Annotated in this window: 16 protein-coding genes; 12 read left to right on the top strand and 4 right to left on the bottom strand. The window is 41.0% G+C overall.

The window, feature by feature from the left end; all coding sequences use genetic code 11:
- Positions 1-59: 59 nt before the first annotated feature.
- The 6 genes from ACKTT2_RS40705 (at position 60) to ACKTT2_RS40680 (ending at position 3,550) form a co-directional block, all read left to right on the top strand.
- On the top strand, positions 60-377 hold the full coding sequence (locus ACKTT2_RS40705) for an energy-coupling factor ABC transporter substrate-binding protein (RefSeq protein WP_407897225.1): 318 nt from the start codon (positions 60-62) through the stop codon (positions 375-377).
- Positions 361-1,176, top strand: coding sequence for a cobalt ECF transporter T component CbiQ (gene cbiQ, locus ACKTT2_RS40700; RefSeq protein ID WP_407897223.1), 816 nt, complete (start codon positions 361-363; stop codon positions 1,174-1,176). The genes ACKTT2_RS40705 and cbiQ (ACKTT2_RS40700) overlap by 17 nt, the downstream gene beginning before the upstream one ends.
- Positions 1,151-1,981: an energy-coupling factor ABC transporter ATP-binding protein gene (locus ACKTT2_RS40695; RefSeq protein ID WP_407897221.1), complete on the top strand. Its 831-nt coding sequence runs from the start codon at positions 1,151-1,153 to the stop codon at positions 1,979-1,981. Before cbiQ (ACKTT2_RS40700) ends, ACKTT2_RS40695 begins: the two co-directional genes overlap by 26 nt.
- Before the next feature lie 202 nt (positions 1,982-2,183).
- Complete coding sequence (locus tag ACKTT2_RS40690) at positions 2,184-2,438, top strand: hypothetical protein (protein ID WP_407897219.1); 255 nt, start codon at positions 2,184-2,186, stop codon at positions 2,436-2,438.
- 435 nt (positions 2,439-2,873) lie between these two features.
- A complete protein-coding gene (locus ACKTT2_RS40685) occupies positions 2,874-3,191 on the top strand; it encodes a hypothetical protein (protein ID WP_407897217.1) in 318 nt (105 codons plus the stop codon).
- Positions 3,188-3,550, top strand: a complete 363-nt coding sequence (locus ACKTT2_RS40680) for an aspartyl protease (protein WP_407897215.1) — start codon at positions 3,188-3,190, stop codon at positions 3,548-3,550. The genes ACKTT2_RS40685 and ACKTT2_RS40680 overlap by 4 nt, the downstream gene beginning before the upstream one ends.
- A gap of 123 nt (positions 3,551-3,673) precedes the next feature.
- On the opposite strand, the gene ACKTT2_RS40675 is transcribed toward ACKTT2_RS40680, so the two are convergent.
- The 4 genes from ACKTT2_RS40675 to cbiM are packed head-to-tail and all read right to left on the bottom strand — an operon-like array spanning position 3,674 to position 6,451.
- On the bottom strand, positions 3,674-4,507 hold the full coding sequence (locus ACKTT2_RS40675; RefSeq protein WP_407897213.1) for an energy-coupling factor ABC transporter ATP-binding protein: 834 nt from the start codon (positions 4,505-4,507) through the stop codon (positions 3,674-3,676).
- A complete protein-coding gene (cbiQ, locus tag ACKTT2_RS40670) occupies positions 4,497-5,282 on the bottom strand; it encodes a cobalt ECF transporter T component CbiQ (RefSeq protein WP_407897211.1) in 786 nt (261 codons plus the stop codon). Before cbiQ (ACKTT2_RS40670) ends, ACKTT2_RS40675 begins: the two co-directional genes overlap by 11 nt.
- A 41-nt stretch (positions 5,283-5,323) precedes the next feature.
- On the bottom strand, positions 5,324-5,686 hold the full coding sequence (locus ACKTT2_RS40665) for a PDGLE domain-containing protein (RefSeq protein ID WP_407897209.1): 363 nt from the start codon (positions 5,684-5,686) through the stop codon (positions 5,324-5,326).
- Positions 5,687-5,713: 27 nt separating this feature from the next.
- Complete coding sequence (gene cbiM / locus ACKTT2_RS40660) at positions 5,714-6,451, bottom strand: cobalt transporter CbiM (RefSeq protein ID WP_407897207.1); 738 nt, start codon at positions 6,449-6,451, stop codon at positions 5,714-5,716.
- A gap of 241 nt (positions 6,452-6,692) precedes the next feature.
- On the opposite strand from cbiM, the gene ACKTT2_RS40655 reads away from it, so the two are divergent.
- The 6 genes from ACKTT2_RS40655 (at position 6,693) to ACKTT2_RS40630 (ending at position 14,513) form a co-directional block, all read left to right on the top strand.
- Positions 6,693-7,169 (top strand): hypothetical protein, encoded by a 477-nt coding sequence (locus tag ACKTT2_RS40655; protein WP_407897205.1) that lies wholly within the window; start codon positions 6,693-6,695, stop codon positions 7,167-7,169.
- A gap of 225 nt (positions 7,170-7,394) precedes the next feature.
- Positions 7,395-7,670 carry a hypothetical protein gene (locus ACKTT2_RS40650; protein ID WP_407897203.1) on the top strand — a complete coding sequence of 92 codons (276 nt, stop codon included), beginning with the start codon at positions 7,395-7,397 and terminating at the stop codon, positions 7,668-7,670.
- 294 nt (positions 7,671-7,964) lie between these two features.
- Positions 7,965-9,776 carry an iron uptake porin gene (locus ACKTT2_RS40645; RefSeq protein ID WP_407897201.1) on the top strand — a complete coding sequence of 604 codons (1,812 nt, stop codon included), beginning with the start codon at positions 7,965-7,967 and terminating at the stop codon, positions 9,774-9,776.
- 136 nt (positions 9,777-9,912) lie between these two features.
- The gene (locus ACKTT2_RS40640) at positions 9,913-11,301 is read left to right on the top strand and encodes a RodZ family helix-turn-helix domain-containing protein (protein WP_407897199.1); all 1,389 of its coding nucleotides are present in this window, start codon (positions 9,913-9,915) and stop codon (positions 11,299-11,301) included.
- Positions 11,302-11,494: 193 nt separating this feature from the next.
- Entirely contained in the window at positions 11,495-12,163 is a 669-nt protein-coding gene (locus tag ACKTT2_RS40635; protein ID WP_407897197.1) for a DUF1361 domain-containing protein, read from the top strand.
- A 1,177-nt stretch (positions 12,164-13,340) separates the two neighbouring features.
- On the top strand, positions 13,341-14,513 hold the full coding sequence (locus tag ACKTT2_RS40630) for a baeRF7 domain-containing protein (protein ID WP_407897195.1): 1,173 nt from the start codon (positions 13,341-13,343) through the stop codon (positions 14,511-14,513).
- Positions 14,514-14,533: the final 20 nt, after the last annotated feature.

Below are 14,533 nucleotides of genomic sequence, written 5' to 3'. Positions count from 1 at the left end.
TGGGTTGAGGAACGAAACCCAACATTGAGTTTTGACCAATGACCAGTGACACTTGACTAATGACAAATAACAAAAATCTCAAATGGCATAATTGGCTATTGCTGCTAGCAGTAGTTTTATTAATAGTTACACCGTTAGTTGTTAAAAAAGGCTCGGAGTTTGGCGGAGCAGATGGTCAAGCTGAAGAAGCAATCAAAGAGATACAGCCCCAGTATAAACCATGGTTCAATTCTTTAATTCAATTACCCGGTGGAGAAGTAGAAAGTCTATTGTTTGCCGTACAAGCAGCAGCAGGTGCAGGCGCGATTGGCTATGTTATTGGATTGTATAAGGGGCGATCGGAATTCAGTAATAACAAGAATGAAAATTCAAATTGATACCTTAGCTTATACAAATCGCTTGCGCTGGTTACCACCAGGGCAAAAATTACTGTTTGCTACTACCCTGTTAATTATCTCTACTGTTGCTCATCCACTTGTCCAGGTTTTGATTGCGGTTTGGATAAGTGTTTGGATAGTGCTTTATGCAGGAATCCCTCTTAAAACTTACTTAACACTAGTCTATTTTGCAGCTTTATTTTGGCTGACGAGTTTTCCAGCATTAGCGATCGGTGGGGTTCCTGTTTCTCACATAGATATAATGCAGCAAACAGACTCAATGTTTGGTTTGACTTTTGGGTCTTATTATTTATATGTCAGTCATCGGGGTATTGAGCAAGGATTGACTATTTTGTTGCGATCGCTTGCTTCTCTTTCTTGCCTATACTTTATCATACTAACTGTTCCCTTCACCGAACTGCTACACATCCTGCGTCGTATTGGAGTACCAGGGCTTATAACCGAGCTTTTATTACTCATGTACCGCTTTATTTTTGTGCTTTTAAATACAGCAACTGAATTATGGACTGCTCAACAAGCCCGTGGTGGTTATCGTACCTTCTCTGTTGGGATGAAAAGCTTAGCCCTATTGATAGGACAGTTACTTAATCGAACTATAGAAAATTATCGTCAAGTTTCTTTAAGTCTTGCTGCACGAGGATTTAGTGAAGAATTGCGGGTTTGGCATCCCCATCGTTATCATCAATCCAAGCGCTTCTTTATGGAAGCAATTTTTGGCTGTGCATTATTAATCAGTTTGGAATGGGGACGCTATGCAGGAATGGTTACTCGAATTTGAGCAAGTTTACTATACCTACTCAGGCGCAAAACAACCTGCTTTGAATGGGCTATCGCTTAGAATTCCTGCAAATAAAAGATGTGCATTAATCGGTTTAAATGGTTGTGGCAAAACCACACTATTTTTACTAACTAATGGTTTATACAAACCCCAAAAAGGACGTATACTTTGGAAAGGTAACCCACTGAAATACGATCGCAATTCTTTAGTACAATTGAGACAAAAAGTTGGGTTGATTTTTCAGGATCCAGAACAACAGTTAGTAGCCTCTACCGTTGAAGAAGATATTTCTTATGGTTTATGTAACTTAGGATTGCCAGAAGTAGAAATTCAAGATAAAGTCAAACAAGCTTTAGTCGAATTTGGGTTAACGGAACTTGCAGAAAGACCAGTTCATCACCTAAGTTTGGGACAAAAAAAGCGAGTTTCCATAGCAGATGTTATGGTGTTACAACCTGAGTTACTGTTACTAGACGAGCCTACAGCTTACCTAGATACATTACATACCAGAAACCTAATAGCAACCCTCAAAAAGATTCATGTTTCTGGAACAACAACTCTGATGGCAACCCATGACTTAGATTTAGTTTACCGTTGGGCAGACTGGGTTTTTGTTATGGATAAAGGGCAACTTGTTTTAGAAGGAAAGCCACAAGATGTATTTGCCAAACAGGATATTTTAGAAGAGTTACAGTTAGGAGTACCGCTCATATATGAGTTATTATTTACTAACAAAATTCTTGAAGAAGAACCTGCTTTAGAACAGTTGCGACAACAAATATTGAAATCTTTTCGTTATTTATGAGACCCTCAGCCATGTAAGTCTTATGAAACAACTGGTACTCTTGTTTAGTAATCGGTTTTTGGTACTGGGCGATAATGGTACGGGGAGTTGTCAAAATAACGCATAATTGCCATCGATGTATTAGTTATTTTGTCCTATTTAATGATATTATTTACTCAATCTATTCAATTTTTTAACGAGCATTGAGACTGGAGGAGGTTTTATGTCAAATCATACTGGGAGTTATATGCTCAATGATGTTATTAAACTGCTGAATGACGAACAAGTGTTAAATATCATCGGACTGCAAAAATCCCACCAAGTCATTACCCAAATCGTTAAGATTGCCTCTAAAGACTATGACTGCAACGCTGGAGAAATTTTAGAGGGTCATACGGATTATCTCAATCTTTGTTACTGTTGCCTTTCGACTGCAACCGATCTCGAATCAGGTTTGTGCCGAAACTGTCGAAGTTAGCTGAACAATAATTGCTTCTTCCTCAACTATACAGCGATCGCACGACATTAACTCAAAATCAAGTCGCGATCGCAGCCTTTTGAAGGCTAATTACCTTATGATTACTTAATTCTCTGCATTAATTACAGTCGCAGTTCTGCCTCGCTCTCAAATCTTCCAATACCTAGGGTTGAGGAGGAACATCATATTCAGTGGTAGTACTGGAACCTTTCTTGAGCTTGTGGCGCTCTCCTTGAATTTCCATTACCCGATGCACAAAATTTAGGTGAGTATTTGGCATCCGTGAAGAAGAAACCTCGCCACTATCGTAAATGGCATACTCCGATCCAAAGCACTTTGATACATTTCCCAGACAAAATTCGTATACCTGCGCCTCATTATTTTATGAGACAAAATGTTTTAATATTAATATATGTATAAACAGCGGTGATAATTATGACAGAAACCAAGCCAACCCGCACAGCTAGAAGAGGAAGAATATTCCCTGAAATTCAATGGACTTCTGAACAACAAGCACAATGGAGAACTGAGCGTGAGGAAATCCGCAAACGCTGTCAAGTTATTTTTGACCGTGTAAAGCCAGAGTTAATGCAAACTCACTACAATTGGTACATCACAATTGAGCCATTGAGTGGTGAATATTTTATTGATAAGGATGAAATGGCTGGAGCATTAAAAGCGCATGAAAAATATCCTTCTTGTAAGTTACATACTTTCCGCATCAATGAAACCGGAGTTTGTGGAACTATATGATAACTGGATTTTTCGGTGTAGAGGATGCTTTGTTTTTTGAGATTGATTTATTGGCATCTAAAAATTTAGAATTCCCAACTGATGCACTTTTTGATACTGGCTTTTCTAGCTATTTAGCTATTAATAATCAAGACATAGATGGATTTAGTTGGATATATATAAAACAGCAGGAGATGTTTACTGCGAGGGGAGAAGCAGTATTTGACTTATATTTAGGTAAAGTACGAATTGATTCTCAAGAATTTCAAATACCTGTACATATTGGACAAGGTTTAACAGAAGTTTTACTCGGTCGTCAATGGCTTACAACTCGACGACTTGTTGTTGATATGCCTTCTGGAGTGTTGACGCTAGGATAATAATACTCCCCTTTCCTACGAGGAGAGGGGTCGGGGGAGTAGCACACACTATGATGCGACGACTACCGCCTGGTATAGCTCGTTCTACTGTAGGCGCTCCTTTTAAAAAGGAATCTTTTAATTTTAGCTGTAGTTATTAGGGTTATAATCAGGATTTGAAGCTCCTCTCCTTGTAGGAGAGGGGTGAGGTCTGTTTTGACTGTGTTCAATGAGACAATAAGGACGGCTGTAACTTAAAGGTGGTTCTAGAGCATGAGCCTGCAAAAATTCCGAATCGTTCATCACCTTCTCCGTCTGACCATCAAACACAATTTGTCCCCTACTTAATACAATAGTACGCGAACAAAGCTCTAAGGCTAAATCTAAATCGTGAGTGGCAATCAGTTGAGTTAGAGGTAGAGTTTGTAGTAAATCTATTAACTGACGGCGCGAGCGCGGATCTAATTGAGCGGAAGGTTCATCAAATACCAAAACTTGCGGATTCATAGCTAAAACGCCTGCGATCGCAACACGTTTTTTTTCACCCCCAGACAAATTATCAGTATTGCGTTGTCCGTACCATTCGGGATCGATATCAACTGCAGCCATTGCTTGAAGAACTTGCTCTTTGAGTTCCATATCTCGCAAGCCCAAATTCATTGGACCAAAAGCAACATCTTCCCATACTGTTGGCATAAATAACTGGTTATCTGGATTTTGAAATACCAGTCCTACAAAATTCCGAATTTCTCGCAAATTTTCAGGTTTTACAACCCACTCACCAATCGTTATCTCTCCTTCTTGAGGTAAGATAATACCATTGAGGTGATACTGCAAAGTAGATTTTCCCGACCCATTTGCCCCAATTAATGCAACTCGTTCTCCTGGTTTGATAAATAGATTAATTCCTTTAAGGGCTTGAGTCCCATCAGGATACGTATAGCTAAGATTTGTAATAGTAACTGGATTATGATGCATTACTAACTAAATAAATAACTTGTCCAAAAAGTGACACAAGGAACGTTGTGGTAAGAGCTATTACATCAAGTCGTCCGCCCTGGGGTACTTGTTCTATAGGTGGGACTCCTTGATAACCGCGTGAGAGCATTGCTTGATGAATGCGGTTACCTCGCTCGTAAGTGCGGATAAACAGAGATCCAATTGTGTTGCCAACAACTAACCTGATAGTACGGTTGCTATTCATGAGGTTGCGAGATGCTGCTGCTCGCCTCATGGTGTTAAACTCGTTAATCAAAACGTTAATATAGCGATACATTGATGCCAAAATTGCTACTAACAGTGGTGGGATTCTCAGTTCAATCAAAGCATTGAGAAGCGATGGTACTGAAGTTGTTAAAGTCAGCAAATTTAACATCAACAGTGACAGTAATGTTTTAAACATTACACTACCTAAAATAATCAGCCCCAAGGTAGTGATTTGTAAAGGACCCCAAGCCCAAAGTACCCTACCGCCTCTACGAAATAAAGTTCCTAGAAGTACGACACCAACAAACCCAAACTCAACAGCTAACCGTTTTAATAGAACGCCGAGAGTCACTTGACTGAGTAATATGACGCTTACCACAGCCAAGCCATAAATTAACCAAGTCCACCAATGTCCATTAGGGGTGATAACAGTGGCAAAAACGAGCATCAACGTACATAGGATGCGAGTACGAGGAGCGAGTTTGTGCCAAAGTGTAACTTTTTTACTATCGACATCAAGAGCTATTGCCCCAATATGCAGCAGCATCTAACGATTTTTACTTTACTTTGTCCTTCACACTTTATACTTCATACTTCGTTAGAATCATCATACTCTGGGTGAGGTGAACTCGAACCACGGACAACAAGTTTGCCGATTCCCCAAGCCAAACCAAAAGTTGCTAGAGTTCCCACCAACCCAGCTATAGGGGTAGCTATGCCTTCGGGGACACCTCTAAGAGCGTATTCGTCAAATAAAGAGTGGAAGGGAAGCTTTTTAGCTGGTGCATCTTCAACTGCTTTATTCTCAAATTTGAGATCCTGCGAGACTCGATCCAACCCGTCGGGATCTTTACTGGCAAAAGGAGAGAGGAAAATTGCAATCAGTAGGGCGACACCCAAACCTGCTATGACAAATGCTCGATTGCGATCGCGTATCATATTGTGGCTCATAAGATTTCTCAAATTACTCTCTAATCGTTATTGATATGGAGACAAAGGTCGAGAGACAACAGATTTGCGTGGGGGATCGTAGAGCAGATCCGGTCGAGTCCGCCAAATAAACGAAAGTGCGATGACGGTGATTGCGGCTTCACCTATACCAATAAGCACGTGCCAAGTTACCATTGCTGTCAATGCTACTGATAATGGAACTGTTCCAGATATAGCCAGTTGCACTGCACAGACAAGAGAGGCTATAACTACACTTGTCCAAGCTGCAACAGCCGCACCAACCACCATACCTGACAGTTTATTTCGACCTATAGCGACTCTAATGGCTTTGTATAAGTAATAACCTGCAAATGTCCCAATTAGGCCCATATTCAAGATATTGGCTCCCAATACTGTCAAACCGCCATCTTGGAAAAAGACGCTTTGGACAATAAAGACGGCTACCATCACTAAGGAACCAGCCCAAGGACCTAATAAAGCCCCCGCTAAAGTACCGCCCAAAAGATGCCCGGATGTCCCTCCAGGAATAGGGAAATTGATCATCTGAGCAGCAAATATAAAAGCCGCACAGACGCCCATCAAGGGTACAGCTCGTTCTTGGTATTCTGCTTGCGACTTCGACAGCGAAACTACAATGAGTGCGATCGCGATCGCCCAAGTGACAAGAATAACAGGTAAATTCAAAAAGCCATCTGGAATATGCATTGCTGGATGGGGTTGAAATATCCCATGCATCCATCTTGAGTATGAAATAAAAGCCAACACGATTGTGTATCCGTAATTTAACGATTTTCTTTAGACAGATTATGCGATATCTATAAACTTCTAGTTAAGCTTAGATTTTCTTTAGAATTCAATGCTATGGGGGGGGATTTATACCAATTCGTAATTTGTAATTCGTAATTCGTAATTAAAGCGTGAATTTGTAACAATCACAGGAATAATGGTAAGAACGGTTAAATCTTTGGGTATTATTATCTGGGTTTGATATATAACGAGACTAAATATGCTTATCTTACGTAAATATACTGTTATTTTTCCTGTTAGCTTGAGTATTGCTTTTCTAATAACCGCTTGCAATGAAAGCAAAGTCAATCAGTGTCAACGGTTGATGGAAGTGGTTAACAAAGGAACCGAGCTGATCGATAAGAACAAAGCTCAGCAGGTTACGACCAGCATACAACTCTCAAAAGATTTGCAAGCTGTGAGTAAAGAGATCGAAGAACAGAACTTCAAAGATCCGAAGTTGGAGGAATTTCGGAACCGTTTTGTCAAGGTGTTTGAGACTGTAAGCAAATCCATTGCGAAAGCAGGTCAAGCTTTAGGTTCTGCCAAGATAGCAAAAAACTCATCAGAAGGTCGAGTCAGAATTCAAAAGGCAAGAGGCGATATCGATACAGCCTTGACAGCAGCTGCAGGTGCAGCCAAGCAGTTAGATGGTGCAGCATCAGATTTAAATAAGTACTGTAACCAGCCAGAATGAGCTTAGCACCTACAAGTAGGTCGTCACAAAGGGCGCTAACTATAGGACTCCTATTTGATTTGTGATTACGGAGACGCTACGCGATCGCCAAAAGGCTCTTCTGAAAATTTCCGTTATTTCACGGATTACAACACTGCTTGAGTCGTTAAATACTTGATGGAGAAAGTCTTCGAGTAACACTTTCTCAGCAAAATCCACATCATAAGGACAAACACGTAGAAAGTTATGGCAAAAGTTCAACAAAAAGTTTATTTTCTGACTGAGCAACAACGTGATTCATTGCTCAATTACCTTCAAAACCGTCCATATCGTGAAGTGGCAGGTGGAGTTCAATTTCTTACAAACGCGCCTACTGCTATCCTTAACATGGACGTTCCTGAAGAGACATCAGCAAGTGTGTCTGCTGAACAGAAATCGGCTCTATATCCTCAACAAGAACCTAAATCGTTGGACAAGCTTGCTTCTCCTATAGAAGAACTTTCAGTATTTAATCGCGTTTAATATTAACTCCTATTTAGACTATCTACAGAATAGAATTTATCAGAAAAATCGACCTAAAAATACTACTTAATACTATTCCCTATATAGAAATCTATTTATTTTTTAAATGCATATAGATGGGTATTACTTACTATATAAAACTTTAAGTAGACAATACTCATCCTATAGGAATGAGATTTTTTCATAAATTAAATTTGATTGCTATATGACTAATTCTTAATAAGAAATATTCCGGTTTTATAAAGGTTGCACTTGTCAAAAGGAATGTAAGTCTTTATTTACATTTTAAATACAATGAGCAATATTAGTCTGCTAATGACAGGTATGTTTGCAGCAGGGCAACCATCTTTCCCAAAAGTACCAGAGCAGCCACTAGTTAAAGTAAAAGATGGGATGGAGCAATCAGTAATCGATCGGGTAACTCAAGTTATTCTATCTCCTGAAATGACTCCACCCGAATTTATGCCACTTAATGGTAGTTCTCAATTTACCTCGTTAGCTATAAAAATAGAAACTAAAAAAATAACTAATAAAATTACTGAAAAAAAACATCCTCAAACCCCCTACAGTCTAGTACAAGCAGTAGAAACACGGACAGAAGATCCGATGTCACAAGTCACATCTGTGTCGCAACTGGGTGATATTCAACCTTCTGATTGGGCTTTTAGTGCTTTGCAATCTTTAGTAGAACGCTATGGCTGTATTGCAGGGTATTCCGATCGCACTTATCAAGGCGATCGAGCTATCAATCGTTATGAATTTGCTGCGGGATTAGCAGCTTGCTTGGAGAAGATCGACGAATTGATTGGCAAGAGTACCGAAAATACTCTAACTAACGAGGACTTAATTCTCCTAGAAAAGTTGCAATTAGAATTTCAGGCGGAGTTAAACGCGATTCAAGAGCGCGTGACTTCTTTGGAAGGTCGAACATCGCAAATAGCAGAAAATCAGTTTTCTACAACCACTAAACTAGTTGGACAAGTCATTTTTAGCTTACAAGGCTCCAATGAAGCTGAGATTGACTTATTTCCAAGAGACGGTGTACCAGAACGGAGCGCACAAACAAATTTCACATTTGCAAGTAACCTACAGTTAACACTTGCGACTTCGTTCGCGGGAAGAGATTTACTATTAACTGGTTTAACTGCAGGAAACTTAGGCTCTAATGCACCATATGTTTTTACCAACATGGGACGCTTGGGTTATGAACTAGATACAGACAAAGATTTAGTGCTCAACGAGTTGTCTTACCGATTTCCTGTCTCTGATAACTTTGGCATTGTCGTTGGTACAGCAGGTGTTAACCCAACCAATACCTTCCGTGGTATCAACCCTTTAGAAGGTTCTGGAGAAGGCGCTATCTCTCTATTTGGTCAGCGCAATCCTATTTTGGCAATCGGTAATGGTACGGGTGGCATAGGGTTTGATTGGCAAATAAGCGATCGCATTAGTTTACAAGGAGTTTACAGTGCTGAAATTCCCAGTTTTCCCAGTAACAGTCAAGCTGCAGGACTATTTGGTGGTAGATATACAGCTGGTGCTCAGTTAAGCCTTGCACCAACCAACAATATTGATATAGGAGTTCACTACCTTTACTCCCACTCACCCGATGGCTTACTAGGAAGCGGTATTGGAGATGCTCAATTAATCTCTCCTTTTGCACCACCCGTCGCCTTCAACACCCATGCTGTAGGAGCAACAGTAGCATGGCGCATCAATCCCAACTTTCAGTTAGGTGGTTGGGGAGGCTGGACTTTTTCCAATCCAGAAGACCTCTCTGGAAGCGTAAAAACAAACAACTGGATGGTATTTGCGGCATTTCCCAACTTACTTCGCCAAGGTAATCTCGGAGGAATTCTCATCGGTCAACCACCCAAAATCACCTCTAGCACCTTACCAGAAGGATACAACCTTCCCAACTTCTCCGAAGGAGGAACACCAGGAGGACGCAACGACAGTACATTACACTTAGAACTGTTTTATCGCGCTCAATTAAACGAGTATTTATCAATTACTCCCGGATTACTACTTCTCTTCAACCCAGACCACAACTCAGCTAACGACACTTTAGTTATTGGAACAGTAAGAGCAACCTTCCGGTTTTAATTTCATACTTGTGTAAATAGAATCAAGTACCTTAAATACTACTTACACAATCAGCAGCAAACTAAGGGGAAGCCCAACACTTCCTATAGAATCAGACGTGACTTTTATAACTTAATAATTCAGTAACACATTCCCAATGCACCTCCAACCGTCTGGTCAAAAACCAATTCAACAAAACAATCTCCCATACCCGCAAATAAACATAAATTCCAACTATCCGCGTCCGTCCGCGTTCATCTGCGGTTCAAAAAACAAAATCTCCAAATTAGGATTGCTCCTCATTAGCAGTTGCAGCCTAACATCAGCCATCATTGGTTTTGAAACCTCCAAAGTCATCGCACAACTAACAATTCAAAGCACCGGCACACTCTCAGGCACGATTCAACTTCCTAGCTTTAACCCCAACTTCAATAACAGAGTCACCCGTATAGATACCGACACCAACGGTACTTATATGAGAAATATAGGAACCAAACAAAACCCCAATTATGTTCCTATATACACATCCCAATTTGTTAAAGTTCAAACACGCGCTGATGGTAGCCTGGGGTACTACGTTGACTTCAAAGGAATTCCCGTCATCTCATTAGATGGCATTCTCTCTTCACCCGCACTATCAGGCGGTCAGTTAGAGGCTTATATCTACCAAGGCAAAATTCCAGGAACCAAGTTTCAAGGTGTCGTCCAAGATGAATTTGGACTGACAAAAGCTTTTTACACAGGCGTAGTAACCGATCCAAAAACAGGACAGCAATACCAAGGAAAATTTGAAGTTAACGGACAAGGACCTCGATATAGCGATCGCAACGGCGGTCAAAGCCCCACAGTCTTTGATTTCAGATCCGATATACCTGGTAAACCAAGCGTCACCTCTCTCAAAATGACAAATAGTCCTCTAGTGAGATTGACGATTAAAGTACCTGCAGACGCCACACCAATAGTCAGCAATCCTACGCCACCATCCCCACAACCTCCTACAAATCCCACACCCACACCACCGCCCCCACCACCAGTTATTAGCAATCCTACCCTACCACCCACTACTCCACCACCAGTTAGCAATCCCGCACCAACGCCGAACACGCCTAGCGTTAGTAATCCCGCACAGACACCGAACACGCCTAGCGTTAGCAATCCCGCACAGACACCGAACACGCCTAGCGTTAGCAATCCCGCACAGACACCGAGCACGCCTAGCGTTAGCAATCCCGCACAGACACCAAACACACCTAGCGTTAGCAATCCCGCACAGACACCGAGCACACCGATTGTTGACAACAACAATGAGATTCCTTCTTCAATCCCCACCATAGATGTCAACGAAACAAATTCTCCATCCCCCTCTACTTTGCCTCAAGTAGAATTTAGCAATGGAAATTTCCTAAACACGAATCAAACTGACCCCTCTGCCCTTGCTTCCGGTATATGTTCGAGAAACAACATAAAAAATTCAACCCAATGCGATAAAAAAATATCGACACCCAAACAAACAATCGGTCCTCGCAGTCGAGTTATGCTTCGTTGACGATCTTTCAGGAACTTAATCAAGAAGTGATGAAGTATGTATAACAGCCAGTGTCAAGACAATATATCAGAAGTTAAAATTTGTGAAACCAACTACTAAATTGTGTTTGTGATTGGCAAGAGGATAGTTTTCCCAATCCCCAGTCCCCAATCCCCAGTCCCCAATCCCTTTATACGTTTTTCAGGAAGCAGCTATGAAAGAGGAACTGATTGAATTGATACTGAGAGTCATACAAGTCCTGCAAATCAATATGCGTTGGATGACTTGGAATCTATTTCTGGCATTTATACCCTTGGCTTTGAGTGTTTGGTTATTTCGCATTAAACGAGGAAGATCTTGGGTTTGGTGGCTTGGATTCCTGGTTTTCTTTGCTTTTCTACCTAATGCACCTTACTTGTTAACCGATATCATCCATTTGATAGATGACATCCGTACAATCCAATCAGTATGGATGATTACCCTCGTACTTATTCCATTGTATCTATTAGTCATCCTAGCAGGATTTGAAGCTTATGTTATATCCCTAATCAACTTAGGTTATTACCTACATAGGATAGGCAAAAGCCAATGGATTTTAGGGGTTGAAATGGTAACTCATGCCCTGTGTGCTGTTGGTGTGTATTGGGGACGATTCTTGCGCTTTAATAGTTGGGATTTTGTCACTCAATTGGATACCGTACTAACCAAGGGTATAGAAGAAATTTTGGGTAAGCAACCTTTAGTCATTATTGCTATTACTTTTGGAGTACTAGCAGTGTTGCATTGGATTATGAAGCGCGTGACTTTGGGGTTTACCAGGCAAGGCAAAGGTAATTTAGTTATCAACTCAAAGCATATTCACTCGGATACGACTAATATTTAACCAAAACACCGTCATCTCCTATCTTCGCTTCTGTGGGGATAAATAGATACAAGGGCGCAAGGCGTTGCGCCCCTACCAAGATTTTTACATAATTAGGGACTTCCAGATAAAAAAATAATCAACTTTCTCTTGTGGTACGGAGAGCAGCGCCGTGCGGTGAATCCAGCCCTGTAGGCGGTGAGACCAGTTCCTTACGGCGAGTTTCCCGCCGTAAGGAACTGGCGAACCCCGAGGGGTTTCCCACGCCCAGGGGACTGGTGAACCCGTTCGCGTAGCGTCTCCGGCTCTGAGATAGGGGGGTCTCCCCCCAACCCCAGAGGGGACCCCAAAGCCCCCCGTTGAGGCGACTGCTCTGGGTTCCCCCCGTTGTAGCAAGTGGCGTGCGACTGCGGGGCTTCTAGCCCGTTCTTTGTAAGTGACGGGCTAGAAGCCCGTACCTCACATCTTGCACCAAAGTATTAATACTGAGTTTTTGCGTTTTTAATAAACATATATTTTTCTCAACAATACCAAAAAGTAGAAATTCTAGCCTGCGTAGGTAGGCTTCGTTTGTATAGCCTCACCCTTCTAGGGTGTAGGTGCAAGATATCAGGTACCACAAGATGGATAATTTATTTCTTGGACATCCCTTAATTATCTGGAGATCTGCTTAAAGATTAAAAATTACCAGAAGATAGGTGAGTGTAGTCGGAAAAAAGTTTTTTATTTAGAAGTCTCTTAATGTAGTAAAAAAATACGGTTAACAACTTAACCGTATTTCTCTCTAGCCATTTTTTACTTCATTATCAAAATTGGGCTAGTCCAGCAAAAACTGATGAAATTATTGCACCCTTCTTCCTACAGACACAAGACAAGTTTAGTAAGTTAAGCTTAATTTGTTAAACTTTATCATTTACTGACTCTCTTTCCGCCAAAAGTTTGCCTAAACAAGTAGGTAGGAAGCTCACCATTGCTTACTCTGCTTCTCATCACTCTCAAACCTGCTCTCAAAACCGAACAGTTTTGCTGACATGGTTAGTTTTATATCTATTGCCTACCATAAGAAAGATGAAAATTTGCCTTATTTGACGTGAAATAAAACCAGATTGAGTCATTTGGGAAAAACATCCTATCAGACTGATGGAATACTAACGGTCTGTTTTGGTATGTGCTTTCTCATTCTTAGGAGGTATATAGCATGACATTAATTTCTAGAGAGGAAATCAAAACATTACTAGAACTGCCAAAACAAAATTGTGTTTCAATTTATATGCCAATGCAAACAGCCGGACCGGAGGTGAGACAAAACTCTATTCGGTTTAAAAACTTGGTGAAAGATGCAGAAGCTCGCTTAATTGAGGCTGGTATTGAACATAGTGATGCTGTTGCATTACTAGCGCAATCCCATTCACTCGATTGCACGGATTTTTGGGAGCAAACAGGAGACCAAGGACTGGCAGTTTTTATTTCTAATGATGTTTTTCGCTACTATACCTTGCCTCTAGAATTTGATGAAATGGTTGTGGTAACAGACCGATTTCATATTAAGCCACTGTTGCCAATTTTAAATGGCGATGGGCGTTTTTATCTCTTGGCTTTGAGTCAAAAAGATGTACGATTCTTTGAGGGCGATCGCTATAATCTTCAAGAGGTTGAGGTAGAAAATATACCGAAGAGCTTGGATGAAGCCCTTAACTACGATGACACTGCCCAAGACGGTCAGTTCCGTATTGCAACCTCAAAAGGAGGAACTGCTAATTCTTCTCAACAACCAGGATCGTTTCACGGACAGGGTAGCCCTGACAGAGATAAGCATCAAGAAAGTATTTTGCAATTCTTCCATGCTGTTAACGGTGCATTGGAAGAGAAACTCCGAAATCAAACAGCGCCTTTGATGCTAGCCGGGGTAGAGTACTTGATGCCATTGTACAGAGAGGCAAATACTTACCAGCATTTAATCGAAGATGGTATCTCTGGAAATCAAGAAATTATGAGTGCAGACCAGTTGCACGAACGAGCTTGGCCAATTGTTGAGCCTCTATTTTATCAATCGCAGCAAGAAGTTGTGGAAAGATTTAATATGCTTTATGGTTCCAACACTGGCAAAGCCTCTAACGATCTAAAAGAAATCATCCCCGCAGCTTATTACCAAAGAATTGATTCTTTGATAGTTGCGGCTAACCAGGAGCAATGGGGATTGTTTGACCCTTCCTCAAATACAGTTTTCTTGCATCAAGAAGAAGAAACTGGTGATGACGATTTACTGGATTTTGCTGCTGCCTACACTGTGCTTAACGGTGGTACAGTTTATACTATTGGCTCGGAACAAATTCCGTTTAGTGCGCCTGTAGCAGCAATTTTTCGATATTAATCTCTGAAGTGTTGTATAAA

This window comes from Scytonema hankhaensis NUACC26 (genome assembly GCF_045865695.1).
Lineage (GTDB): Bacteria > Cyanobacteriota > Cyanobacteriia > Cyanobacteriales > Nostocaceae > Scytonema.
The sequence above is the reverse complement of the archived record's forward strand: the minus strand, read 5'-3'. Positions and strand labels throughout refer to the sequence as shown.

Excerpts from the sequence above, each read along its gene's own strand:
- ACKTT2_RS40630 (WP_407897195.1), top strand. The coding sequence starts at position 13,341 with ATGACATTAATTTCTAGAGAGGAAATCAAAACATTACTAGAACTGCCA.
- ACKTT2_RS40690 (WP_407897219.1), top strand. The coding sequence starts at position 2,184 with ATGTCAAATCATACTGGGAGTTATATGCTCAATGATGTTATTAAACTG.
- ACKTT2_RS40655 (WP_407897205.1), top strand. The coding sequence starts at position 6,693 with ATGCTTATCTTACGTAAATATACTGTTATTTTTCCTGTTAGCTTGAGT.
- ACKTT2_RS40685 (WP_407897217.1), top strand. The coding sequence starts at position 2,874 with ATGACAGAAACCAAGCCAACCCGCACAGCTAGAAGAGGAAGAATATTC.
- ACKTT2_RS40640 (WP_407897199.1), top strand. The coding sequence starts at position 9,913 with ATGCACCTCCAACCGTCTGGTCAAAAACCAATTCAACAAAACAATCTC.
- cbiQ (WP_407897223.1), top strand. The coding sequence starts at position 361 with ATGAAAATTCAAATTGATACCTTAGCTTATACAAATCGCTTGCGCTGG.
- ACKTT2_RS40635 (WP_407897197.1), top strand. The coding sequence starts at position 11,495 with ATGAAAGAGGAACTGATTGAATTGATACTGAGAGTCATACAAGTCCTG.
- ACKTT2_RS40680 (WP_407897215.1), top strand. The coding sequence starts at position 3,188 with ATGATAACTGGATTTTTCGGTGTAGAGGATGCTTTGTTTTTTGAGATT.
- ACKTT2_RS40705 (WP_407897225.1), top strand. The coding sequence starts at position 60 with ATGACAAATAACAAAAATCTCAAATGGCATAATTGGCTATTGCTGCTA.
- ACKTT2_RS40650 (WP_407897203.1), top strand. The coding sequence starts at position 7,395 with ATGGCAAAAGTTCAACAAAAAGTTTATTTTCTGACTGAGCAACAACGT.
- ACKTT2_RS40645 (WP_407897201.1), top strand. The coding sequence starts at position 7,965 with ATGAGCAATATTAGTCTGCTAATGACAGGTATGTTTGCAGCAGGGCAA.
- cbiQ (WP_407897211.1), bottom strand. The coding sequence starts at position 5,282 with ATGCTGCTGCATATTGGGGCAATAGCTCTTGATGTCGATAGTAAAAAA.
- ACKTT2_RS40665 (WP_407897209.1), bottom strand. The coding sequence starts at position 5,686 with ATGAGCCACAATATGATACGCGATCGCAATCGAGCATTTGTCATAGCA.
- ACKTT2_RS40695 (WP_407897221.1), top strand. The coding sequence starts at position 1,151 with ATGCAGGAATGGTTACTCGAATTTGAGCAAGTTTACTATACCTACTCA.
- ACKTT2_RS40675 (WP_407897213.1), bottom strand. The coding sequence starts at position 4,507 with ATGCATCATAATCCAGTTACTATTACAAATCTTAGCTATACGTATCCT.